The sequence below is a fragment of the Pseudolysinimonas kribbensis genome (assembly GCF_030161895.1).
Classification (GTDB): domain Bacteria; phylum Actinomycetota; class Actinomycetes; order Actinomycetales; family Microbacteriaceae; genus Pseudolysinimonas; species Pseudolysinimonas kribbensis.
This window is the reverse complement of sequence record NZ_BSVB01000001.1, coordinates 475,148-497,623: the sequence shown is the minus strand read 5'-3', so window position 1 is coordinate 497,623 and position 22,476 is coordinate 475,148. Positions and strand designations below refer to the sequence as shown.

The 22,476-nt window shown below is 71.6% G+C and carries 18 protein-coding genes and 6 pseudogenes; 9 read left to right on the top strand and 15 right to left on the bottom strand.

The annotated features are described in order from the left end of the window. Window positions 1–15: 15 nt before the first annotated feature. Window positions 16–1,411: pseudogene (gene aroA / locus QQK35_RS02765) on the bottom strand (3-phosphoshikimate 1-carboxyvinyltransferase). A 58-nt stretch (window positions 1,412–1,469) separates the two neighbouring features. Between aroA and QQK35_RS02760 the strand changes: the two are divergent. Next, window positions 1,470–2,228, top strand: a complete 759-nt coding sequence (locus tag QQK35_RS02760; RefSeq protein ID WP_284252694.1) for a sigma-70 family RNA polymerase sigma factor — start codon at window positions 1,470–1,472, stop codon at window positions 2,226–2,228. Beyond that, window positions 2,225–2,455, top strand: a complete 231-nt coding sequence (locus QQK35_RS02755) for an anti-sigma factor family protein (RefSeq protein ID WP_284252692.1) — start codon at window positions 2,225–2,227, stop codon at window positions 2,453–2,455. Before QQK35_RS02760 ends, QQK35_RS02755 begins: the two co-directional genes overlap by 4 nt. Window positions 2,456–2,459: 4 nt before the next feature. Here the strand turns inward: QQK35_RS02755 and QQK35_RS02750 are convergent, their stop codons facing one another. Then, window positions 2,460–6,239, bottom strand: a complete 3,780-nt coding sequence (locus tag QQK35_RS02750) for a multifunctional oxoglutarate decarboxylase/oxoglutarate dehydrogenase thiamine pyrophosphate-binding subunit/dihydrolipoyllysine-residue succinyltransferase subunit (protein ID WP_284252690.1) — start codon at window positions 6,237–6,239, stop codon at window positions 2,460–2,462. 124 nt (window positions 6,240–6,363) lie between these two features. Between QQK35_RS02750 and guaB1 the strand changes: the two are divergent. Further along, a pseudogene (gene guaB1 / locus QQK35_RS02745) lies at window positions 6,364–7,796 on the top strand (GMP reductase). On the opposite strand, the gene QQK35_RS02740 reads toward guaB1, so the two are convergent. Further along, window positions 7,760–8,380 (bottom strand): TetR/AcrR family transcriptional regulator, encoded by a 621-nt coding sequence (locus QQK35_RS02740; protein ID WP_284252688.1) that lies wholly within the window; start codon window positions 8,378–8,380, stop codon window positions 7,760–7,762. The pseudogene guaB1 and the gene QQK35_RS02740 overlap by 37 nt on opposite strands. Before the next feature lie 73 nt (window positions 8,381–8,453). Between QQK35_RS02740 and QQK35_RS02735 the strand changes: the two genes are divergently transcribed. Beyond that, a complete protein-coding gene (locus QQK35_RS02735) occupies window positions 8,454–9,167 on the top strand; it encodes an SDR family oxidoreductase (RefSeq protein WP_284252686.1) in 714 nt (237 codons plus the stop codon). Here the strand turns inward: QQK35_RS02735 and QQK35_RS02730 are convergent. Beyond that, on the bottom strand, window positions 9,137–9,400 hold the full coding sequence (locus QQK35_RS02730; RefSeq protein WP_284252684.1) for a hypothetical protein: 264 nt from the start codon (window positions 9,398–9,400) through the stop codon (window positions 9,137–9,139). The genes QQK35_RS02735 and QQK35_RS02730 overlap by 31 nt on opposite strands. Here QQK35_RS02730 and QQK35_RS20205 point away from each other — a divergent pair. The 3 genes and pseudogenes from QQK35_RS20205 (at window position 9,311) to QQK35_RS02720 (ending at window position 12,438) form a co-directional block, all read left to right on the top strand. Further along, on the top strand, window positions 9,311–9,799 hold the full coding sequence (locus QQK35_RS20205; RefSeq protein ID WP_431311833.1) for a helix-turn-helix domain-containing protein: 489 nt from the start codon (window positions 9,311–9,313) through the stop codon (window positions 9,797–9,799). The two genes, QQK35_RS02730 and QQK35_RS20205, sit on opposite strands and share 90 nt — an antisense overlap. 262 nt (window positions 9,800–10,061) lie before the next feature. After that, a pseudogene (locus QQK35_RS02725) lies at window positions 10,062–11,387 on the top strand (hemolysin family protein); the annotation flags it as partial. Between the two features lie 10 nt (window positions 11,388–11,397). Continuing rightward, window positions 11,398–12,438, top strand: a complete 1,041-nt coding sequence (locus QQK35_RS02720; RefSeq protein ID WP_284252682.1) for a hemolysin family protein — start codon at window positions 11,398–11,400, stop codon at window positions 12,436–12,438. Here the strand turns inward: QQK35_RS02720 and QQK35_RS02715 are convergent. After that, window positions 12,435–13,519 (bottom strand): annotated as a pseudogene (locus tag QQK35_RS02715) (NADH:flavin oxidoreductase/NADH oxidase). The gene QQK35_RS02720 and the pseudogene QQK35_RS02715 sit on opposite strands and share 4 nt — an antisense overlap. Continuing rightward, window positions 13,516–14,142 (bottom strand): HAD family hydrolase, encoded by a 627-nt coding sequence (locus tag QQK35_RS02710; protein ID WP_284252681.1) that lies wholly within the window; start codon window positions 14,140–14,142, stop codon window positions 13,516–13,518. Before QQK35_RS02710 ends, QQK35_RS02715 begins: the two are co-directional and overlap by 4 nt. Between QQK35_RS02710 and QQK35_RS20200 the strand changes: the two are divergent. Then, window positions 14,129–14,979 (top strand): annotated as a pseudogene (locus tag QQK35_RS20200) (ADP-dependent NAD(P)H-hydrate dehydratase). The gene QQK35_RS02710 and the pseudogene QQK35_RS20200 overlap by 14 nt on opposite strands. A gap of 142 nt (window positions 14,980–15,121) precedes the next feature. Here the strand turns inward: QQK35_RS20200 and QQK35_RS02695 are convergent. Both QQK35_RS02695 and QQK35_RS02690 read right to left on the bottom strand, forming a co-directional pair. Continuing rightward, a complete protein-coding gene (locus QQK35_RS02695) occupies window positions 15,122–15,496 on the bottom strand; it encodes a hypothetical protein (RefSeq protein ID WP_284252677.1) in 375 nt (124 codons plus the stop codon). Window positions 15,497–15,760: 264 nt separating this feature from the next. Beyond that, complete coding sequence (locus QQK35_RS02690) at window positions 15,761–16,069, bottom strand: hypothetical protein (RefSeq protein WP_284252675.1); 309 nt, start codon at window positions 16,067–16,069, stop codon at window positions 15,761–15,763. A gap of 215 nt (window positions 16,070–16,284) precedes the next feature. Here QQK35_RS02690 and QQK35_RS02685 point away from each other — a divergent pair. Next, window positions 16,285–16,592, top strand: a pseudogene (locus tag QQK35_RS02685) (thiamine-binding protein). Here QQK35_RS02685 and QQK35_RS02680 read toward each other — a convergent pair. From QQK35_RS02680 to QQK35_RS02650, 7 genes are all read right to left on the bottom strand, one after another. Further along, on the bottom strand, window positions 16,589–17,248 hold the full coding sequence (locus QQK35_RS02680) for a response regulator transcription factor (protein WP_284252672.1): 660 nt from the start codon (window positions 17,246–17,248) through the stop codon (window positions 16,589–16,591). The pseudogene QQK35_RS02685 and the gene QQK35_RS02680 overlap by 4 nt on opposite strands. Beyond that, window positions 17,245–17,820: a hypothetical protein gene (locus QQK35_RS02675; protein WP_284252670.1), complete on the bottom strand. Its 576-nt coding sequence runs from the start codon at window positions 17,818–17,820 to the stop codon at window positions 17,245–17,247. The genes QQK35_RS02680 and QQK35_RS02675 overlap by 4 nt, the downstream gene beginning before the upstream one ends. Next, on the bottom strand, window positions 17,730–18,524 hold the full coding sequence (locus QQK35_RS02670; protein ID WP_284252668.1) for a hypothetical protein: 795 nt from the start codon (window positions 18,522–18,524) through the stop codon (window positions 17,730–17,732). The genes QQK35_RS02675 and QQK35_RS02670 overlap by 91 nt, the downstream gene beginning before the upstream one ends. Continuing rightward, window positions 18,521–18,937, bottom strand: coding sequence for a sensor histidine kinase (locus tag QQK35_RS02665; protein WP_284252666.1), 417 nt, complete (start codon window positions 18,935–18,937; stop codon window positions 18,521–18,523). Before QQK35_RS02665 ends, QQK35_RS02670 begins: the two co-directional genes overlap by 4 nt. Further along, entirely contained in the window at window positions 18,889–19,710 is an 822-nt protein-coding gene (locus QQK35_RS02660) for a sensor histidine kinase (protein WP_284252664.1), read from the bottom strand. Before QQK35_RS02660 ends, QQK35_RS02665 begins: the two co-directional genes overlap by 49 nt. A gap of 56 nt (window positions 19,711–19,766) precedes the next feature. Continuing rightward, on the bottom strand, window positions 19,767–20,975 hold the full coding sequence (gene metX / locus QQK35_RS02655; protein WP_284252662.1) for a homoserine O-acetyltransferase MetX: 1,209 nt from the start codon (window positions 20,973–20,975) through the stop codon (window positions 19,767–19,769). Window positions 20,976–21,064: 89 nt separating this feature from the next. Next, window positions 21,065–22,384 (bottom strand): bifunctional o-acetylhomoserine/o-acetylserine sulfhydrylase, encoded by a 1,320-nt coding sequence (locus QQK35_RS02650; protein ID WP_284252660.1) that lies wholly within the window; start codon window positions 22,382–22,384, stop codon window positions 21,065–21,067. Between the last annotated feature and the right edge of the window lie 92 nt (window positions 22,385–22,476).

Here is a 22,476-nt window from a genome sequence, read left to right as displayed (position 1 = left end):
CTCATCGTCCGGGGCTCACACGCCGGGCCAGATCAGCGGGTCGATGCCGGATGCCGGTCGCAGCATCCGGCGCCAGAGCTCCGGGAACTCGGGCAGCGTCTTCGCGGTCGCGCCGATGTCGTCGATCTCGACGCCCGGCACGGCGAGGCCGACGAGCGCGCCCGTGGTCGCCATGCGGTGGTCCTCGTGGCTGCGCCACGCGCCGCCGTGGAGCGGGGCGGGCTCGATCGCGAGGCCGTCGTCGAGCTCCGTGACGGACGCGCCCAGCGCGCCGAGCTCGGAGGCGAGCGCCGCGAGCCGGTCGGTCTCATGCCCGCGCAGGTGCGCGATCCCGGTGATCCGGCCCGGCCCCGTCGCGAGCGCCGCGAGGCCCGCGAAGGTGGGGGCGAGCTCGCCGCCCTCCGACAGGTCGAGGTCGACGCCTGGGATCGCGGGGCCGCCCGTGACGGTGACCGCGTCGCCGTGGCGGGTCACGGTCGCGCCGTAGCGGGGGAGCAGCTCGAGCAGCGCATCGCCGACCTGCGTGGTCGAGGCCGGCCATCCGGTCACCGTCACGCTGCCGCCCGCGACGATCGCGGCGGCGAGGAAGGGGCGGCGTTCGAGAGGTCCGGCTCGATCGTCACGTCGAGCGCGCGGATCGGGGCCGGCGGCACCACCCAGACGCCGGGCTCCGGCGACTCGACGACGACGCCGCGCGCCGCGAGGGTCGCGATCGTCATCTGGATGTGCGGCATGCTCGGCAGCCGCTCGCCGGTGTGCCGCAGGGTGAGGCCGCGCACGAACCGCGGGGCGGCCAGCAGCAGCCCCGACACGAACTGACTCGAGGCCGAGGCGTCGATCGCGACCTCGCCGCCCTCGACCTCGCCCGTGCCGTGCACGGTGAAGGGAGCGAGCCCCGGCCGTCGTCGGCGACGTCGACGCCGAGGTCGCGCAGCGCCTGGATCGTCGCGCGCATCGGGCGTCGACGGGCCGCGGGGTCGCCGTCCAGCGCGACCGGGCCGAGCGCGAGCGCCGCGACCGGCGGGATGAACCGCATGACCGTGCCGGCCAGACCCGCGTCGATCGAGATCCCGCCGCCGAGCTCGCCGGGCGCGATGCGCAGGTCGGCTCCGAATGCGCCGTCGCCCTGCTGCTCGTGGATGCCGGCCCCGAGCGAGCGCAGCGCCTCGACCATGAGCGCGGTGTCGCGGGAGTGCAGGGGGCGGCGCAGCACCGACGGCGCGTCCGCCAGCGCCGCGAGCACGAGCTCCCGGTTGGTGAGGCTCTTGGAGCCCGGCAGGCTCAGCCGCGCGGCCAGCGGACCAACGGCCGTCGGCGCGCTCCACGTGCCCGGCCCGGTCTTCTCGGTCTCCCGCGCGCGCACGCCGTCGAGAGGAAGCTCCTCGCGGTCGGAATACCTCATCAGGCCCATCGGTTGTCCACAGTAACGTCCGGGGATCGCCCGGTGGAGACGAGAGGAGCGGCGCCCCGTGCCCACGAGCGTGCTCGAACGTCCCTCCACCGCCTCCGGCATAGACTTCCAGGCGATGAGCGACGAGCCGAAGGACACGTCCGAGAACGACCTCACCGTGGTCGAATCCGAGCTCGACGCCGTCGACGACCTCGATCGCCGCCGCGGACGTCGTCGGTCGGATCTGCCGCCCGAGCAGCTGCGAGCGCTCTTCGAGGAGCAGGCGATCCCTTTCATGGATCAGCTGTACGCGGCTGCGATGCGCATGACCCGCAACCCCACGGATGCCGGCGACCTCGTGCAGGAGACCTACGTCAAGGCGTACGCGGCCTTCGGGCAGTTCGAGCAGGGCACGAACCTCAAGGCCTGGATGTACCGCATCCTGACCAACACGTTCATCAACGGGTATCGCAAGAATCAGCGCAACCCGTACCAGAACGCGATCGACGACCTCGAGGACTGGCAGCTCGGGTCCGCGGAGTCGATCACGCAGGGTCGGTCGACCCGCTCCGCCGAGGCCGAGGCGATCGATCACCTGCCGGACAGCGACGTGAAGGACGCGCTGCAGTCCATCCCGGAGGACTTCCGGCTGGCGGTGTACCTCGCGGATGTCGAGGGCTTCGCCTACCAGGAGATCGCCGACATCATGAAGACCCCCGTCGGTACCGTGATGAGTCGGCTGCATCGTGGCCGCCGGCTCCTGCGGGAGCGCCTCGCCGACTATGCACGGGACCGTGGGTTCACGGTGCCCGAACCCGCCACCAGGAGCAAGAGATGACCGACTGCGGCTGTGAGAAGGCCAAGGCAGAACTGGAGGAGTACCTGCACTCGGAGCTGAGCGAGCAGGACTTCCAGGACGTGACCGACCACCTCGAGAACTGCGAGGACTGCTCGGCCGAGCACCTCGTCGGGCTCACGCTGACCCTCAAGATGCGCTCCGCCTGCCAGGAGACGGCCCCCGAGGAGCTCAAGGCCGCGGTGCTCGCGGCGATCAGCACCCGCTAGCGGCTCAGAGGCTCGTCGCCGTCGCGAGCAGCTCGCCGAGCTCCGCGGCGCTGCGCTTGCTCGACCCGGCCGCCGTCGCCGCCGACGCCGCCCGGGCGACGACCCGGAGCGGACGGTCCAGGTGCGGCACGAGCTGCTGCGCGATGAACGGCCAGGCGCCCTGGTTCTCCGGCTCCTCCTGCACCCAGAGCACCTCGGCATCCGGGTACCCGGCGAGCACCGCGGCCAGCTGATCGACGGGCGCGGGCGCGAGCTGCTCGAGGCGCACGAGCGCCACCCGCTGCTCGCTCGACTTCTCGAGCTCGGCCAGCAGGTCGTAGTGCAGCTTCCCGGAGTGCAGCACGACGCGCTTGATCCCGCTCCTGTCGGCGACGCGCGCGTCGTCGAGCACGGGCTCGAAGCGTCCGCTCGTGAACGCCGCGACATCGCTCGTCGCACCGCGCAGACGCAGCATCGACTTCGGCGTGAAGACGACGAGCGGGCGGCGCGGCCGGGCGTACGCCTGACGGCGCAGCAGGTGGAAGTACGACGCCGGCGTCGACGGCCGGGCGATCGTCATGTTGTCCTCGGCGGCGAGCTGCAGGTAGCGCTCGATGCGTGCCGACGAGTGGTCGGGGCCCTGGCCCTCGTTGCCGTGCGGCAGCAGCAGCACGACCGACGAGCGCTGGCCCCACTTCTGCTCCGCGCTCGAGACGAAGGTGTCGATGATGGTCTGCGCACCGTCGGCGAAGTCGCCGTACTGGGCCTCCCACAGCACGAGCGCGTCGGCCCGCTCGACCGAGTAGCCGTACTCGAAGCCCATCGCGCCGTACTCGCTCAGCAGCGAGTCGTAGATCCACAGGCGGGCCTGGTGGTCGGACAGGTTCGCCAGCGGCAGCCACTCCTGACCGTTGATGCGGTCGTGCAGCACCGCGTGGCGCTGCACGAATGTGCCGCGCCGGGTGTCCTGACCGGCGAAACGCACCGGCGTGCCCTCGAGCAGCACGGAGCCGAGCGCGAGCAGCTCGCCGAAGGCCCAGTCGATCGAGCCGCCGCGGCTCATGTCGACCCGCTTCTGCAGCAGCTGCTTGAGCTTCGGGTGGACGCTGAAGCCCTCCGGCACGTTCGCGAACGCGTCGCCGATCATCCGGATGACCTGGTCGGCCACCCCGGTCGTCGCCGGCTCGCCCGCGGAGTCGTCCTGCTGCGAGGCCGGGCGCTCGATGTCGGTCGTCGAGCCGCCGTCGGCGGAGACGACCGGGATCGCGCCGGTCTGCGCCGCGTGCGTCTCGGCGAAGGCGCGCTCCAGCCGCTCCTGGAAGTCCTGGTGCGCCTGGTCCGCCTCCTCCTGCGTGATGTCGCCGCGACCGACGAGCGCCTCCATGTAGAGGGTGCGGGTGGAGCGCTTGGCCTCGATGAGGTTGTACATGAGCGGCTGCGTCATCGACGGGTCGTCGCCCTCGTTGTGCCCGCGACGGCGGTAGCAGATGAGGTCGACGACGACGTCGCGGTGGAAGCGCTCGCGGTACTCGATGGCCAGCTCGCACACGCGCACGACGGCCTCCGGGTCGTCGCCGTTCACGTGGAAGACGGGAGCCTGGATGACCTTGGCGACATCGGTCGAGTACACCGAGGTGCGTCCGTCGCCGGGCTGCGTCGTGAAGCCCACCTGGTTGTTGATGTTCAGGTGCACCGTGCCGCCCGTGCGGTACGCCCGCAGCTGCGACATCTGGAACACCTCGTAGACGATGCCCTGGCCGGCCATCGCCGCGTCGCCGTGCACCATGATCGGCAGCACGTTGAAGGACCCGATGGGATGCCGGTCCTGCTTGGCGCGGACGATGCCCTCCATGACCGGGTCGACGGTCTCGAGGTGCGACGGGTTGGCCGCGATGTACACCGGGATCTGGGCCCCGTCGAGCGCCGTGAAGGTGCCCTCGGTGCCGAGGTGGTACTTCACGTCGCCGGAGCCCTGGACCGTCTTCGGGTCCTGCGTGCCCTCGAACTCGCGGAACACCTGGCCGTAGGTCTTGCCGGCGATGTTCGTCAGCGTGTTCAGGCGACCGCGGTGCGCCATCCCGATCACCGACTCGATGAGGCCCGCATGCGCCGCCGCCTGCAGCGTGGCGTCGAGCGCCGCGATGAACGACTCGCCGCCTTCGAGGCTGAACCGCTTCTGTCCGACGTACTTGGTCTGCAGGAAGGTCTCGAACGCCTCGGCCTCGTTGAGCTTGCCGAGGATGCGCAGCTGCTCCTCCTTGGTCGGCTTCTCGTACTTCTGCTCGAGGCGCTCCTGGAACCAGCGGCGCTGCTCCGGATCCTCGATGTGCATGTACTCGACGCCCACGGTGCGGCAGTACGCGTCGCGCAGCACGCCGAGGATGTCGCGCAGCAGCATCGAGCGCTTGCCCGCGAAGCCCCCGACGACGAACTCGCGGTCGAGGTCCCAGAACGTCAGTCCGTGGCTGGTGATCTCGAGGTCCGGATGCGTGCGCTGCCGGTACTCCAGCGGATCGATGTCGGCCATGAGGTGGCCGCGCTCGCGGAACGCGCCGATGAGCTCCTGCACCCGCGCGGTCTTGTCGACCCGCTCCGAGAGGTCGACGTTGATGTCCTCGGCCCAGTGGATCGGGTCGTAGGGGATCCGCAGCGCCGAGAAGATGTCCTCGTAGAAGCCGCGCTCGCCGATGAGCAGCTCGTGCACCTTCTTGAGGAACTCGCCCGACCCGGCGCCCTGGATGACGCGGTGGTCGTACGTGCTCGTGAGCGTGATCGTCTTGCCGATGCCGAGCTCGACGAGCGTCTTGGGCGAGGAGCCCTGGAAGGCGGCCGGATACTCGAGGGCGCCGGCGCCGATGATGCAGCCCTGGCCCTTCATGAGGCGCGGCACCGAGTGCTCCGTGCCGATGCCGCCCGGGTTGGTGAGCGAGATCGTGACGCCCTGGAAGTCGGCCGCCGTCAGCTTGTTCTGCCGGGCGCGCGCCACGACGTCCTCGTAGGCGGTGAGGAACTCGTTGAACGCCATCGTGTCGGTGCGCTTGATGCCCGGCACGAGCAGCGAGCGGCTGCCGTCGGGCTTCGGGAGGTCGATCGCGATGCCGAGGTTGATGTGCGCCGGCACGACGACGCTGGGCTTGCCATCGACCTCGTCGTAGTAGACGTTCTGGCTCGGGAACTCGCGCAGCGTCTTCACCATCGCCCACGCGATGAGGTGCGTGAACGACACCTTGCCGCCGCGGGCGCGCCGCAGGTGGTTGTTGATGACGATCCGGTTGTCGATCATCAGCTTGGCCGGGATCGTGCGCACGCTCGTCGCGGTCGGCACGGTGAGGCTGATGTCCATGTTGGCGGCGATGGACTTGGCCACGCCGCGCAGCGGGGTCACCGTGTCCTGATCGGCCGTCGTCTCGTCGGTGATGACCGGGGTCGCGCCGGTCTGCGGCGCGTCGGCCGGGATCGGCTGCGGGCGCGCCGGCGCCGAGGTGGTGCGGGCGACGGGCGACGCCGGGGTCGCCGCGGATGCGGGCGCCTCCGTCGGTGCCGGTGCTGCGGGTGCCGCCGCCTCCGGTGCGGGCTCCGCCTCCGGTGCGGGAGCCTCCGGCCCTGCCGCCGGCGGGAGGGTGATCGACTGCGTGGGCGTCGGGTCGACCGGGTGGTACGACTCGAGCACGGGCCACCAGCTCTTGTCGACGGAGTTCCGGTCCTTCAGGTAGCGCTCGTAGAGCTCATCGACGAGCCACTCATTGGCTCCGAAGTCCCCGGAATTGCCGTCCTCGGACTCGACTCCCGTCACGGGCGTGGACACGGCTGACCGCCTACTTTCTGCGTCGACAAACGTGTACGAGTTTAACCATCCCGGCGGGATCCCGCCGTCGCCCGAGTGGGGCACGCCCCGGAAGTTCCTGAGTTCTTCCGGATACCGTGGAGGCATGCGATTCCTGGGTGAGCGACCGCCGCACGACCTCACCTACTCCGACGTCTTCCTCGTGCCCACCCGATCGGGCGTCTCGAGCCGCCTCGACGTCGACCTGTCGACCGGCGACGGCACCGGTGCCACCATCCCGATCGTGGCCGCCAACATGAACTCGGTCACCGGGCCGCGGCTCGCCGCGACCCTCGCCCGCCGCGGCGGTCTGGGCGTGCTGCCGCAGGATCTGCCGCTGCAGGAGCTGGATGCCGCGATCCGCTGGGTCAAGGAGCAGCCGGTCCACTGGGACACCCCGCTCACCCTCCCGCCGTCGGCGACCGTCGCCGACGCCCTGGCCCTGCTGCCCGCCGCCGAGGGACACGGCATCGTGCTGCGCGAGGACGAGGTGGAGTACGGCGCGGTCCCCGCCACCCGGCTGGCGACGGCGCTGCCGGATGCCCGGCTCGGCGACCTGGTGCACGGCGCGATCCCGGAACTCGACGACGAGGACGTGGACCCCGATCCGCCTTCGACCGGATGTCGGCCGCAGGCATCGATTTCGCGCTCGTCGAGCGGCACGGCCGCATCGTCGGCACGACGAGCCCCCGCAGCGCACTGCGCGGCACGCTCTACCACCCTGCTCTCGACGCCCGCAGCCGGCTGCGGGTCGCGGCGGCCGTCGGCATCAACGGCGATGTCGCGAGCAAGGCCAAGGCGCTCGCCGACGCGGGTGTCGACGTGCTCGTCGTCGACACCGCGCACGGGCATCAGGAGGGCATGCTGCGCGCGCTCGACGCGGTGAGCGGCCTCGGCCTCGGCATCCCGATCGTGGCCGGCAACGTGGTCACCGCCGACGGCGTGCGCGACCTCGTCGGGGCGGGTGCGACGATCCTGAAGGTCGGGGTCGGTCCGGGCGCCATGTGCACGACGCGCATGATGACCGCCGTGGGACGTCCGCAGTTCTCCGCGGTGCTGGAGACCGCGCAGGCCGCCCGCGAGCTCGGCGCGCACGTCTGGGCGGACGGCGGTGTGCGCTACCCGCGCGACGTCGCGCTCGCGCTCGCCGCCGGCGCCGCCTCGGTCATGATCGGGTCCTGGTTCGCGGGCACCATCGAGGCGCCGGGCCGGCTCGAGACCGCGCCGGATGGGCGCCTGTACAAGCAGAGCTGGGGGATGGCATCCACGAAGGCCGTCCACGATCGCTTCGGACGTCTCGATCCCTACGAGCTGGCTCGCAAGGAGCTCTTCGCGGAGGGCATCTCGAGCTCCAAGATCTACCTCGACCCGCTGCGCCCCTCGCTCGAGGACCTGCTCGACATGATCACCTCGGGGGTGCGCAGTTCGTTCACCTACGCGGGGGCGACCGACCTCGAGACGTTCCACGAGCGCGCGACCGTGGGTCTCCAGAGCGCGGCGGGCTACGAGGAGGGCAAGCCGCTCCCCGTCGGGTGGTGACCCGGAGGCCGCAGACCGTCGAGGAAGATGCGCGTCCGGCGCTCGTAGTCCGCGGGCGTAGGCAGCGGCAGGCGACGCAGGGCGAGGCCGTTGCCGACGTCGGCATGGTACAGGTCCGGCGTCGTGAAGTCGGCGCGGAGCACACCGGCATCCCGTGCTCGGCGGATGAGACCGTCGCTCGTACGACTCGCCCGCTCGGCGAGGCCGCGGAGCGCGGCTGAGTCGAGCCGGCTGGCCAGGAGGGCGTCGACGGCGGCCGGCTCGCGGTAGTGCAGGTCGCGGCGGTCGCGGATGTATCCGGCCAGCGCCTCCCACGGGTCGGCGGTGCGCTCGGCGACCTCGGCGATCCGGTCCATCTCGGCGCCGACGAGTTCGCCGATCACGGCGTCGACGAGCCCCTGGCGACCTCCGAACCGGTGGTAGATGGTGCCCTTCGCGACCCCGGCGGCCGCCGCGATCTGCTCGAGCGGCGTGTCGAGACCGCGGCCGTGGAACGCCTCGATCGCGGCCCGCCGGATCAGCTCCTCGTTGCGCAGCGCGTCGGCGCGGCGGGGCGGGGAGGCGGGCGCCGGTGACGAGGACACACCGGCACGATACCAACTTGACGACACCGTCAAATTGATCCTAGGGTCAAGTTAACGTCTCGAAGGAGCAGCAATGGCTTCATCCATCGTCATCCTGGGTGCCGGACCCGGTCTCGGCCGCTCCGTCGCGGCCCGCTTCACCCGTGAGGGGTACGCGGCGGTGCTGGTCGGCCGTCGCGCGGAGAACCTCGCCCGGATCGCCGCCGACCTGCCCGGTCGCGCGGTGACATTGACCGCGGATCTCGGCGACACCGGTGCCCTGCCCGACCTGATCGGCCGCATCCGCGACGAGGTCGGCGATCCGGATGTGCTGTACTTCGCGTCCCAGCCGGGCGGCACCAACGCCGGCTTCACCCCCGCCGCCGATCTGACACCGGATGCCTTCCCGAGCTACCTGGCGCTGGCGCTGTACACCCCGGTCGCGATGGTGCATGCGTTCCTGCCCGCCATGCTGGAGCGCGGCGCGGGAGCAGTGTTGGTGGCACAGGGGATGGCCGCCGTCCGGGGTCTGCCGGGGATGAGCGGGCCGGGCCCCGTGCTCGCCGCGCAGCGCAACTACCTCCAGTCGCTGGAGGCCGAGGTCGGCCCGCGCGGCGTCTTCGTGGGGCGGCTCTACATCGGAGCGGCGATCGAGGGGACGCCCTTCCACGCCTCCCGTGCCGAGGCGAGAGCGGCCGGCCGCCCGGTGGCTCCCTTCCCGGATGCCGATCCTGTGCTCCTCGCGGACATGCTGTGGACGATGCGCGAGGAGGGCGTTCACGAGCGCCTGTACCCCGCGGGCGCCTGACGCGCGATCGTCCACCACTCCGGCGGGCGGGCGACGAGCGTTGCGCCGCTGCGCCTAGCGTGGCGCGGATGCACATGTTCGCGATGCTGGCCGATCCCGTTCGCCGGCTGCTGTTCGAGACGCTCGCCACCGGCGAGCACGCCGTGGCCGAGCTCACCGACATGGCGATGCACGACTTCGGCATCGGCCGCACGGCCGTGTCGCACCACCTGCGCACCCTCCGGGACGAGCATCTCGTCATCACCCGCCAGGAGGGGGATCCCGGATGTACCGGCTCCATCCCGGCGCCATGGACCGCCTCGAGCGCGAGATCGATGCGCTGCGCGAGCGCTGGGAGCACCACTACGGCTGGCCGTACCTCGTCGACGCGCCGCCCGCACGGCGGCCGCACCGCATCGACTCCGCTGCGCGCCGCAGCCGCGGGCCCCGACCCTCGTGGCCATGGCCGGAACGCAACGCAGAGGAGCCCTGGCTCGACGACACGGTTGAGGATGAGGGCGACGGCGACCATCGCTGGGTCGCCGAGGAGGCCGTCCCCGCGACGATCCGTTCCGGCTCGACTGAGCTCCACCCGCCGGAGCGCCCTGGATCGGCGTGTGGGCGCGGGGTGGGAATTGGAATCGGGCCTGTAGGGACAGGTACCTCTACAAACGCGATGTGAACCCCGCCTCACTATGAGGCGCTATTCACATGGCGTTTCGAGAGTGCCCCGACGAACCCCCGGCACCGACGACCACCCGAGCACTGCTCCAGGCGATCGTTAGACGGCGTGGATCATGGTCTATCTCCGCACGGTCGACATGGCATTTCTCGGATTCTCGTCACGGGCGTGGAGGAGCAGTCTCGGTAGACTGCCCGGATCATGGACGACCCTCCGTCTCGACGCGGCCTCCGATGAGCTGGGACGTCGTGCTGCTCGTGATCGGGCTGGTGCTGACGGTCGGCACGGGGTTCTTCGTGGCGAGCGAGTTCACCCTGGTGAATCTCGAGCGTGCGGATCTCGAGGCGCGCCAAGCGCGCGGGGAGACGATGCTCGGGCCCGTCATCCGGGGTCTGCGGCACACCTCGACGCATCTCTCGAGCGCGCAGCTCGGCATCACGCTCACCACGCTGCTGACCGGGTTCACGCTGGAGCCGGCGTTCGGGTCGTTCCTGACGCCCGCCATCCGGGGCCTGGGTCTGCCGTCCGGGGCGGTGCTGCCGGTCGCGTCGATCGTCGCCGTCGCGATCGCGACGCTGCTGTCGATGATCATCGGCGAGCTGGTTCCGAAGAACCTCGCCCTTTCCGTGACGCGGCAGGTGGCGAAGATCGTCATCCCGTTCCAGCTGGGGTTCTCGACCGTGTTCAAGCCGTTCGTGTGGGTGCTGAACCGGTCGGCGAACGGCGTGCTGCGGGCTGTGGGCATCGAGCCCAAGGAGGAGCTGAGCTCCGCACGGACGGCTGAGGAGCTGCGCACACTCGTGCGCCGATCGGCGAGCGAGGGCGCGCTCGACCGCGACACCGCGACCCTCCTCGCGCGCACGCTCGCGTTCTCCGACCACGACGCCTCCGACGTCATGACGCCCCGACCGCGGGTCGCCAGCATCGACCGCTCCGCGAGCGCGCAGGCCGTCGTCGAGCTCGCGCGCCGCACCGGGTTCTCGCGCTTCCCGGTCATCGACGACGACATCGACGACGTCACGGGCCTCGTGCACATCAAACAGGCCGTCGCGGTGCCGCGCGAGCGTCGTGCCGAGGTGCCGGTGTCGGCGCTGGCGAACGACGCCCTCCGGGTGCCGGAGACCATGCGTCTCGACACCCTGCTCGGCGAGCTGCGCGGCCGCGGCTACCAGATGGCCATCGTCGTCGACGAGTACGGCGGCACGGCGGGCGTCGCGACCCTCGAGGACCTCGTCGAGGAACTCGTCGGCGAGGTGTCCGACGAGCACGACCGCAGTCGCCCGGATGTCGTGCGCAGTCGCGACTGGATCACCTTCCCCGGTGCCCTCCGCCCCGACGAGCTGCAGGAGCGCGCGGGCGTGAGCGTGCCGGAGGACGGTCCCTACGAGACCGTCGCCGGCTGGCTCATGAGCGAACTGGGCCGCGTCGCCCGGGTGGGCGACGCCGTGACGGTGCCGGCGGGGGTGTTCCGCGTCGAGCGCATGGACGGACGGCGGATCGACCGCATCCGGTTCACGCCCGATCCGGAGGCCGACGGCGGCACCGCCGCGCAGGAGCAGGGGAGCGGCGGTGAACCCGGCCAACTGGTGGGGCCTCGTCTGGCTCGTCGTGCTGCTCGTCGTCAACGCCTTCTTCGTCGCGGCGGAGTTCGCGATCATCGCCGCGCGTCGCTCGCAGATCGAGCCGAGGGCGGACGCCGGCTCGCGGTTCGCCAAGACGGCGCTCTGGGCGATGGAGCACGCGACGCTCATGCTCGCCTCGACGCAGCTCGGCATCACGATCGCGTCGCTGCTTATCCTCAACGTTTCGGAGCCGGCGATCCACGGGCTGCTCGAGGTGCCGCTGCAGCTGACCGGCTGGGCCGATGAGGTCAACGGGACCATCGCCTTCATCGTGACCCTGCTGCTCGTCTCGTTCCTGCACGTCGTGTTCGGCGAGACCATCCCCAAGAACATCTCGTTCTCGATCCCCGACCGGGCCGCGCTCGTGCTCGCCGTGCCGCTGGTCGCGTGGGCGACGGTCTTCCGGCCGATCGTGTGGGCGCTGAACGCGATCGCGAACGGCGTCGTGCGTCTGTTCGGCGTCCAGCCCAAGAGCGAGGCGACCAGCGCCTACACGGTCGACGAGGTCGCGACGATCGTCGCGACCTCCACCCGGGAGGGCGTGCTGACCGATGCGACCGGAGCGCTCGGCAACGCGTTCGAGTTCACGACCAAGTCGGTGCGGGATGTCGCCCTCCCGCTCGAACAGCTCGTCACCCTCCCCGAGGACGCGACCCCCGTCGACGTCGAGCGGGCCGTCGCCCAGCACGGGTTCAGCCGCTACCCGCTCGTCGACGAGGCCGGCGAGCCGACCGGCTACCTGCACCTCAAGGACGTCATCGACCTCGACAACGGCGAATTCGACGAGCCGGTGCCGCCGAAGCGGATCCGGCAGCTGATCTCGGTGTTCCGCGACATGGACCTCGAGGACGCGCTCGCGATGATGCGGCGCTCGGGAGCGCACCTGGCGCGCTCGTTCGACGAGCACGGGACGACCCTCGGCGTGCTCTTCCTCGAGGACATCATCGAGGAGCTCGTCGGTCAGATCAACGACGCGACGCGACGCTAGCGCGGCGAGAGCTTCGCCCGCTCATACACCCCCGGCCACGCGAGGTCGACGCCGAGCTCGCGCGCAGCGCGCAGCGCGAAATGCGGGTCGCGCAACAGCTCCCGGGCGAGCAGCACGACATCGGCGGCGCCCGAGTCGACGATCCCGGCCACCTGGTGCGCATCGGTGAGCAGTCCGACGGCGCCGACCGGCAGCCCGCCGATCCGCCGCACGGTCGTCGCGAACGGCACCTGGTAGCCGGGGGCCGACTCGATCCGCTGGTCGGCGACGAGTCCGCCGGAGGACACGTCGGCCAGGTCGGCGCCGGCCCCCGCGCCCATCCCGCGATGCGGCCGACCTCCTCGGGATCGAGACCGCCGGGCGCCCAGTCGCTCGCCGAGAAGCGCACGAGCACCGGCATCCGGTCGCCCACGCGCTCCCGGATGGCGCGGACCACCTCGACGAGCAGGCGCGCGCGGTTCTCGGCCGAGCCGCCGTAGGCGTCGTCGCGCCGGTTGCTGAGCGGCGAGAGGAACTGGTGCAGGAGGTAGCCGTGCGCGGCGTGCACCTCGACGAGGTCGAACCCGGCGGCGATCGCCCGCTCGGCCGCGTCGGCGAACGTCACGGGCAGCGCGGCCACCTCGTCGGGCGTGAGTTGGCGCGGCGCCGGCAGCGTGCCGAACGGCAGCGGCGAGGGCGCGACCGCGGGCCAGCCGCCATCCGCCTCGGGCACGTGGCCGCGCCGACCGTCCTCGCCCCACGGCGCCCAGGTCGAGGCCTTGCGCCCGGCATGCGCGAGCTGGATGCCGATGGGCACCCCCTGCGCGTGCACGAAGTCGACGACGCGGCGCCACGCGGCGACCTGCTCGTCGTTCCAGATGCCCGTGTCGCGCGGGCTGATGCGGCCGATCGCCTCGACCGCGGTGGCCTCGGTGAGCACGAGCCCGACGCCGCCGAGCGCGAACTGGCCGAGGTGCATGAGGTGCCAGTCCGTCGGCACCCCGTCGAGCGCATGGCACTGGTACTGGCACATCGGGGCGACCCAGATGCGGTTGCGCGCCGTCACGTCGCGCACGGGGAACGGGTCGAACAGCACGGTCACGCCGCCGCCTCCGCGAGGCCCTCGAGGAAGGTCCGGAGGCCGGGGGCGCCGGTGAAATGGTGCGCGGTGATGCCGAGCGCGGCGGCCGCGTCGACGTTCTCCGCCTTATTGTCGACGAAGACCGTGCCCGACGGCCCGACGCCCAGCTCGTCCATCACGCGGCGGTAGATCTCCGGGTCGGGCTTCAGCAGCCCCAGCTCGGCGCTCACGAACACCCGCTCCATGAGCGAACCGAGCGGCCAGAACCGGAACGGGTCGCCGTAGTCGAAGCCGGCGTTGGAGAGCAGCGCGATCCGGGTGCCGCCGTCGTGGAGCTCGCCGATGAGATCGCCCGTCTCCGGCTCGAGCGTGAACCAGCTCGCGAAGTCGCGCGCCCAGAGCTCGTGGATGCGCCGGATGCCCCATTCCGTCCCGAGCTCGCGCGCCATCGTCTGCCAGTACTCGACGACGCCGAGCGTGCCGTGGTCGAGCTCGTGCCGGTGGCGCAGCCAGGCCTCCTGCAGCGTCGCGAGGTCGGTGCCCGCGAGCGCGGCGAGCTCGGCCTGGGCGCCGGGGGCCGGGGTGCGCGAGATCACCTCCCCGTAGTCGAAGACGACGACCTTGCCGGGGATGCTGATGGCCACCCCGCCAAACTATCGTGGCTGCATGGACGACCTGTTCGGCCCCGAGCAGGCCGCCCGCTGGATCGCCGTCCCCGGTCCCGACGACGACAAGTACACCCGCGGCGTCGTCGGCTTCGTCACCGGATCGGCGCAGTACCCGGGCGCGGCCGTGCTCGGCGTCGAGGCGGCGGCCCGCACGGGCGTCGGCATGATCCGCTATCTCGGCACCGGGCGGCCGACCCGGCTGGTGCTCGCGCGCCGGCCCGAGGCGGTCACCGTCGACGGCCGCGTGCAGGCGTGGGTGCTCGGCTCGGGGCAGGACGCCGCGCAGCGCGACGAGCGCACCGCCGGATGGCTGAAGGCCGCGCTCGCGCAAGAGGTGCCGGTCGTCATCGACGCCGGCGCACTCGACCTGCACGACCGTGCCGCAGGCCCTGCGCTGCTCACGCCGCACGCCGGCGAGCTCGCCAAGGCGGTGGGTCGTCCCGTCGAGCAGGTTCGCGCCGACCCGGAGGGCGCCGCACGGGCGGCCGCCGCGTCGCTCGGCGCGACCGTGCTGCTCAAGGGCACACGACGCACGTCGCCACGCCCGACGGCGGCATGCTGCGGGTGCGGAACGCCCCGAGCTGGCTCGCGACGGCGGGCGCCGGGGACGCGCTCGCCGGCATCCTGGGTGCGCTGCTCGCGACCCACGCGAAGCGCATCGCCGACGAGCCGGAGACCATCGCCCCGCTCGCCGCGACGGGCGCCGTGCTGCACGGCCTCGCGGCGGAGCGCGCGAGCGCCGGCGGACCGCTCACGGTGCTCGACCTCGCCGCCGAGCTGCCCCGCGTCATCGCCGGTCTGCTCGCCGCATGAGGCGCGGCGCCGGCCGGCGGGCGCATCGCCTGCTGACGCATCCGGTGCCGCTCTGGATCGCGTTCGTCGTCGTGCACCTCGTCGTCGGGGCGGTCGCGCTCGGCTTCCCGAACGGCACCGGCATCGGCGACGTGCGCGCGATCTACCCGGCATGGATCGAACAGGGGCTGTCGCGGCACGTCTGGGTGGGCATCCAGACGTCGTGGGTGTACCCGATCCTCGCCCTGCCGCCGATGATCGCGTCGAACCTGTTCGGGCCGGACCGGATCGCCCCCACCTGGCTCAGCCTCGTCTTCGTCGTGGATGCCGTCGCGTTCGCGTTCGTCACCGGCTTCGGCCGCGACCGACGCGGCGCGCTCGCCGCTTGGTGGTGGCTGGCGCTCCTGCTGCTGCTCGGGCCGATCGCGCTGACCCGCATCGACTCGTTCGCGACGGCGGCGGCTCTCGTCGGCGTTCTGCTGCTGGTGCGGGCGCCGCGCGCGGCCGGGGTGCTGCTCGCCGTCGGGGCCTGGATCAAGGTGTGGCCCGCCGCGCTCGTCGCGGCGGCCGTCGTCGCGCTCCGGCGCCGGGTCGACGTCGCACTCGGCGCGCTCGTGCTCTCCGCGGTGGTCGTGGCGGGAGCACTGCTGCTCGGCGGCGGGGCGCACGTGTTCTCGTTCGTGACGGCCCAGTCCGGCCGGGGGCTGCAGATCGAGGCGGGCCTCGCGACGCCCTGGCTGTGGATCGCGGCCGCCCATCCGGGCGGGCCGGTGTCGGTCTACTACGACACGACGATCCTGACCTACCAGGTGCAGGGCGCGGGCGTCCCGGCCACCGCCGCGCTCGCGACGCCCCTGCTGGTGGTGGCCGTGGGGGCCGTGCTCGTGCTCGGCATCCTGATCGCCCGTCGCGGGACGTCCGCAGCCGACCTGCTGCCCGCCCTGACGCTCGGCTTCACGACGGCGCTCATCGTCGCCAACAAGGTCGGGTCGCCGCAGTACATCGGCTGGCTCGCGGTGCCGATCGTGCTCGGGCTCGCGGTGCGGGCGACCGGGCGCGGGATGCCGTTCACCGGCCCCGCGCTGCTCACCCTGGTGACGGCGGCGCTCACCCAGCTCGTCTACCCGTTCTTCTACGACGACGTCCTGCGCCTGCAGCCGCTGATCCTCGCGGTGCTCACGGCCCGCAACCTGCTGCTGCTCGTGCTGTTCGCCTGGGCGCTGGCGTTGCTCGTGCGGCTGCTGCGCCGACCCTCACCCAGGACGAGGATGGGCAGTGGCTGCCGGACGTCTGGCCGTTCGGCCCATCTCGCGAAAGGGAGTCCTGATGCTCGTCGCCTTCTCCGTCGCCCCCTCCGGCGGCCCCGCCGCCGAGGAGGACGGCTCCGTGCACGACGCGGTGGCCGCAGCCGTGCGGGTCGTCCGCGAGTCGGGCCTGCCGAACCGCACCGACGCGATGTTCACGACGGTCGAGGGGAGTGGGACGAGGTCTTCGACGTCGTCCGCCGCGCCACCGAGGCCGTGGGCGCCTACGGCACGCGCGTGTCGCTCGTGCTGAAGGCCGACATCCGGCCGGGGCGCACGGGCGAGCTCACCGGCAAGGTCGAGCGCCTCGAGCGCGCGCTGGAGTCCTAGAACGCCCCGGTGGGCGCGTCCTGGATCAGGATGCCGTCCTGGATCGCGCGCTTGCGCAACGCGACCTTGGTGCCGACATCGATGCCCGCGACGCGGTACTTCTCGCGGATCCGCTTGAGATAGCTCTTGGCGGTCTCCTCGGAGATGCCGAGCTGGTAGGCGACCGACTTGACCGGCTCGCCGCCGCCGTACAACGCCATCACGCGGCGCTCCTGGGCGCTCAGCTTCGGCGCGCCGCCGATGTCGCCCGCGTTCAGCGCGAGGTCGAGTTCGGCGGAGATGAAGCTCTCGCCCTGCGACGCCGCCCGGATCGCCTCGACGATCATGACCGCGTCCTCGCTCTTGACCAGGTAGCCGAGCGCCCCGGCCGCGAGGGCCTCGCGAACGACGTTCGGCTCCGAGTAGGTGCTCATGAGCACCGTGCGCACGCCCGTGGTCTTCAGCGTCGAGATCTTGAGCGCGACCGGGATGTTGTCCTTGAGGTCGAGGTCGAGGAGCACGACGTCGACCGGGAACTCCGGATGCGTGAGCAGCTCCGGCCAGGTGGTGACCGCGGCCACCATGGAGATGTCGCTCGCGGCGCTGCGGATCCACTCCGTGAGCGCACCCAGAAGCATCTTGTGGTCATCGACGATGGCGACGCGGATGGGTGTCACGATCGCTCCTCACTGCGGATCTCCTGGTCGGCGGGATTGTCGACCAGACACTGGATGTCGACGCGCAGGCTCGCGTCCTGGGTGGAGTCAGAGTAACGCCCGACCCGGCTCAGGGCGTCCCAGACGCCCGAGTCGACACGATTCCGAGCGATCCCCGTGGAGGTGATCGTGATCGGCACGAGGATCTTGTGGTCGGGCACCTCGCCTCCCGGAGCCACCGGCCCGAGCTGGATCGTGAGCGATCGGCCCTGGCTCGGCTTGAGGTTCTCGCTCACGAGCAGCCAGGCGGTCGAGAGCAGGCCATCGCGCTGGGAGGGGTCGAGCAGCCCGGCCAGCGCGGACTTGTCGATGAGGGTGACCGACTTGCCGAGCATCTCCGACTCGCTGACGGCGTGGTAGAGCCAGGTCTCGCGCCGGCCCTCGATGAGGTGCAGGCGCAGCTCGGTCGCCAGCTGAGCCGCGATCGACGCATTCTTGGGGATCAGCGGCAGCACGACCTTGCGGTCGGCGACCGAGACCAGCAGCTCCTCGGCGGCGAGATCGAGACGGGCCAGCTCCTCGGATGCGAGCATGCCGACCGCGAAGCGCGGCGCCTGCACGGTGCTCTGCACGAGCACCCGGTCGAGTTCGAGCTGCACGAGCCGCCGGAAGGTCTCCACCACCACCACGCCGATGATCGTGGGGAGCACGGCGATCGCGAGGCCGGTGATCTGGGGGCGATCCAGGCGGCGTCGACCGGCCGGTCGGTCGGCGCGTCGAGGAACATGGCGATCGCGATGCCGACGCCGAGCACGCTCGTCGACACCACGAGCTCGGCCCGGCCGCGCTGCGCCACGAGCAGCAGCAGCGCCATGCCGGCGGCCAGCCCCGCCTGGGCGTTGCGGCCGATGTCGTGGAGATCCCAGACCGCCGTGATGTCGAGGGCGGTCGCCGCGGCGACGCCGAACAGGAAGACCGCGAACATCCAGTCGGGCAGTTGATCGCCGATCGCCCGCAGCGCCACGACCGCGAGCACGATGACGGCGATCAGCACGAGCCAGGCCGCGACCGCGAAGGCGGGCAACGGATAGCTGCCCCAGAGCGCCGCGAACCACCCGATCCCGTAGACGGCGCGCAGTCCGACGATGATGGCGGCCCCGAGCCCCAGGAAGGCCGTGCCGAGCGTTCCGCGGTGGGCGCTCGCCCGGCCGATCCGGCGCGCCGTGTTCGTCACCCGGCGGCGCGCATTGCCGACGATGGCGCCGAGGGTGTTCTCCTCGGGCTGCGAGAAGGTCACGAGGCGCTCACCTCCGTGCGCGGCACCTCGAGCACGACGGTCGTGCCCGATCCCGGAGCGGAGAACAGGCGCGCATTGCCGCCCACCTCCCGCAGGCGGCCGACCACCGATTCGGTGAAGCCGAGCTTGGCCTCATCGATGTCGGCGATGTCGAATCCGACGCCGGCGTCGGTGACGAGGGCGCGCACGATCGTGTCGTCGTCGGTGATCGTCACGTGGGCCTCGGTCACGCCCGAGTGCCGGCGCACGTTCTCGAGGCACTCGGCCAGCGCGAGGAGGAACGCGTCGAGCGTGTGGCTCGGCAGTAGGACCTGCCCGGTACCGTGCCAGCTGACCTGCAGTCCCATGCGCCCGAAGCGCTGCTTCACCGACTCGAGGGTGGTGCCGAGCACCGGCTCGTCGGCGACGGGCACGGGGAGGTCGTCGTGCTGACCCGCTCGGGCACGTTCGAGTTGGCGCCGAGCCGCAGCTGCCGGAGCAGCTGGGCGTCCTCGCTCGCCTGCTGACGCAGGGCGTCGGGCGAGACCCCGACGCCGGAGTGGGCGAGCAGGGTCAGGGTCGCGAGCACGGTGTCGTGCAGCAGCCGGGCGCCCTGCCGGCGCTGCGCCTCGAGCTCGCTCGCCTGGCGCTCCGCGCGGTGGGCGCGGCCGATGCTCGCGATGCGCTTGCCGGCCTGCGGGACGGCGGCGAGGATCCACGCGCCGACGAGAGAGGCCAGCACCCAGCCGACGACCACGAGGGCCCCCGAGCGCAGGCCGGTGCCGAGCTCGGGCACGCCGAGCTCGACCGCGACGACGACGCCGAGGAACGCGACGATCAGCAGCAGGATCCGCCACCACGAGGTCAGCAGCACGAGCGCGATCGCCGGAAGGGCGGCGGCGCCCAGTTCGAGCAGGGCCGACTCGCCGGCGACCGACGGCGGCGCGCTCGGCAGGAGGGCGGCGACGACCAGGATGCCGATGCCGGCGGCAGCGGACAGGAGCGCCCACGGCACCGGCCGCATCCACCCCATGAGCATCTGGAACACCCCGAGCGCGAGGTACAGCGGCAGGCAGACGAACAGGGTGTCGCGGTCGATCGCTCCCGGCAGCACGATGCACACGAACGAGACGAAGGTGAAGCTGAGCGCCCAGACCCGGGCGGCGCGCTGCAGGAGACGATCCCGCTCTTTGCCGATGAGGTCCATGACAGACCGATTCTGGCGTACCCGGGCACCCGAACGGGGCGGCTGCCCGCGCGTGTTCAGCTCTCGTCGAGCAGACGTCGCAGTTCGGCGCCGACGAGTTCGTCCTCGATGAGGAAGGCGTCGTGCCCGTACGGCGACGAGATGACGACCGGTGCATCACCGTCGATGTTGCCCGGAAGGTGCCGCGCGATGACCTGCTGACCCGGCACGGGGAACAGCCGATCGCTGTCGATGCCGAGCACGAGGGCCCGGGCCGTGGCGCGCGAGAGGGCGGCGGCGACGCCGCCGCGGTCGCGGCCGACGTCGTGGGAGTTCATCGCGTCGACGAGCGAGAGGTAGCTGTTGGCGTCGAAGCGCCGGGTGAACTTGTTGCCGTGGAATCCGAGGTAGCTCTCCACCGCGAAGACGCCGCCGCCGCCGAGCGGGCTGAGCCCCGACTGCCACGACCGCTCGAACCGGTCGTTGAGCTCGGTGGGGGAGCGGTAGTTCAACAGCGCCATCCGGCGGGCGAGGCCCAGTCCGCGGTGCGGTCCCGCGCCGTCCGGGGCGTCGTAGTAGGCGCCGCCGTCGAAGCCCGGATCCATGCGGATCGCCTCGCTCTGCACCGAGTTGAGCGCGATCTGGTCGGCGCTCGAGATGGGAGGAGCGGCGAGCACCGCGACCCGCTGGACCCGCTCCGGATGCCCGACCGCCCACTCGAGGGCCTGCATCCCGCCCATCGAGCCGCCGATCACGAGCGCCCAGCGCTCGATGCCGAGGACGTCGGCGAACATCCGCTGCGCCTGAACCTGATCCCGGATCGTCAGGTACGGGAACCGCGCGCCCCACTCCTCGCCGTCGGGAGCGATCGAGGCCGGACCGGTCGACCCCTGGCAGCCGCCGAGCATGTTGGGGGCGACGACGAACCAGTCGGCCGGGTCGAGCGGGCGACCCTCGCCCACGAGTCCCGACCACCAGCCGGCGGTGGGGTGGCCGGGGCCGGCCGGCCCCACGACGTGGCTGTCGCCGGTGAGGGCGTGCAGCACGAGCACCGCGTTGTCGCGGGCGGCGTTCAACTGCCCCCAGGTCTCGTAGGCGAGCTGCACGTACGGGACCGCGCCGCCGCGTTCCAGTGCGACCTCGCCGAGGTCGGCGAATCTCCGGTCGCCCACCGGGTCGCCGATCCGCCACGCGCCGGTCGCCGGCGGCAGCGCGGACAGCGCGCGCCGGTCGGCGTTGGTGACGAACGCCGACGGGACCGCGTCCTCCGGGGTCTGCCAGTCCACGTGCTCATTCTCCCGGCTGCGGCGCGGGTATTACGCACGAAGCGGGCCGAGCAGCGCCTACGGCTCCTCGACCCGCTCGCGGGAACGCGTTACGCCGTGGCGTTCGCGGCCGACGCGCTGCGTGCGGCAGCGAATCCCGCCTCGAGGTCCGCCTTCAGGTCGTCGATGTTCTCGAGCCCGACCGAGAGGCGCACGAGGCCGGGGGTGACGCCGGTCGTGAGCTGCTGCTCGGGGGTGAGCTGCGAGTGCGTCGTCGACGCCGGGTGGATGATCAGCGAGCGCACGTCGCCGATGTTGGCCAGGTGGCTGAACAGCGTGACGTTCTCGACGAGGGCGCGGCCGGCATCCACCCCGCCCTTGAGCTCGAAGGAGAGCACCGCGCCGACGCCCTTCGGGGCGTACTTGTTGGCGCTCGCGTACCACGGGCTCGACGGCAGCCCCGAGTAGTTGACCGAGGCCACGTCGGGGTGGTTCTCGAGCCACTCCGCGATCGCCTGGGTGTTCTGCACGTGGCGCTCGATGCGCAGCGACAGCGTCTCGATGCCCTGGATGAGCGAGAACGCGCTGTCGGCCGAGAGCGCCGCACCGGTGTCGCGCAGCAGCTGCACGCGGGCCTTGATCACGTAGGCGATGCCATTGCCGAGCACCGTCGTGTACGACGCGCCGTGGTACGACGGGTCGGGCTCGGTGAGACCGGGGAACTTGTCGACATGCTCCGACCACGGGAACTTGCCGCCGTCGACGATCGCGCCGGCGATGACCGTGCCGTGACCGCTCAGGAACTTGGTCGCCGAGTGCACCACGATGTCGGCGCCGAACTCGAACGGGCGGATCAGGTACGGCGTCGCGATGGTGTTGTCGACGATGAGGGGCAGGTCGGCCGCGTGGGCGACCTCCGCGACCTTCTCGATGTCGAGGATGTTGATCTTCGGGTTGCCGATGGTCTCGGCGAACAGCAGCTTGGTGTTGGGCCGGATCGCGGCCCGCCACTCCTCTGCGTCGTCCTGGTCCTCGACGAAGGTGACCTCGATGCCGAGCTTGTGCAGCGTGTACTTGAACAGGTTGTACGTGCCGCCGTAGATCGAGCTCGACGAGACGATGTGGTCGCCGGACTGGGCGATGTTGAGCACCGCGTAGGTGATCGCCGACGAGCCGGATGCCGTGGTGAGCGCCGCGGTGCCGCCCTCGAGCGCGGCGATGCGCTGCTCGGCGACGTCGTTGGTCGGGTTCATGATGCGCGAGTAGATGTTGCCGAACTCGGCGAGCGCGAACAGGTTCTTGGCGTGCTCGGCGCTGTTGAAGACGTACGCGGTGGTCTTGTAGATGGGCGTCGCGCGCGCGTTGGTCACGGGGTCCGGTGCAGCACCGGAGTGAATCTGCTTGGTCTCGAACTTCCAGTCGTCGGCCATGATGTCCTCTCCTCGGGTCTCGGGTGCCAATGTAAACAGCCCGGTCGGGACGGGCAATCGAGCCCGACACACGACGTCACAGACCCGGTCTC

Coding starts and splice junctions, on each gene's coding strand:
- QQK35_RS02755 (WP_284252692.1), top strand. CDS start 2,225: ATGACCGACTGCGGCTGTGAGAAGGCCAAGGCAGAACTGGAGGAGTAC.
- QQK35_RS02735 (WP_284252686.1), top strand. CDS start 8,454: ATGGCTTCATCCATCGTCATCCTGGGTGCCGGACCCGGTCTCGGCCGC.
- QQK35_RS02730 (WP_284252684.1), bottom strand. CDS start 9,400: ATGCTCGTCCCGGAGGGTGCGCAGGTGGTGCGACACGGCCGTGCGGCC.
- QQK35_RS02675 (WP_284252670.1), bottom strand. CDS start 17,820: ATGCTCGCATCCGAGGAGCTGGCCCGTCTCGATCTCGCCGCCGAGGAG.
- QQK35_RS02660 (WP_284252664.1), bottom strand. CDS start 19,710: ATGGACCTCATCGGCAAAGAGCGGGATCGTCTCCTGCAGCGCGCCGCC.
- QQK35_RS02650 (WP_284252660.1), bottom strand. CDS start 22,384: ATGGCCGACGACTGGAAGTTCGAGACCAAGCAGATTCACTCCGGTGCT.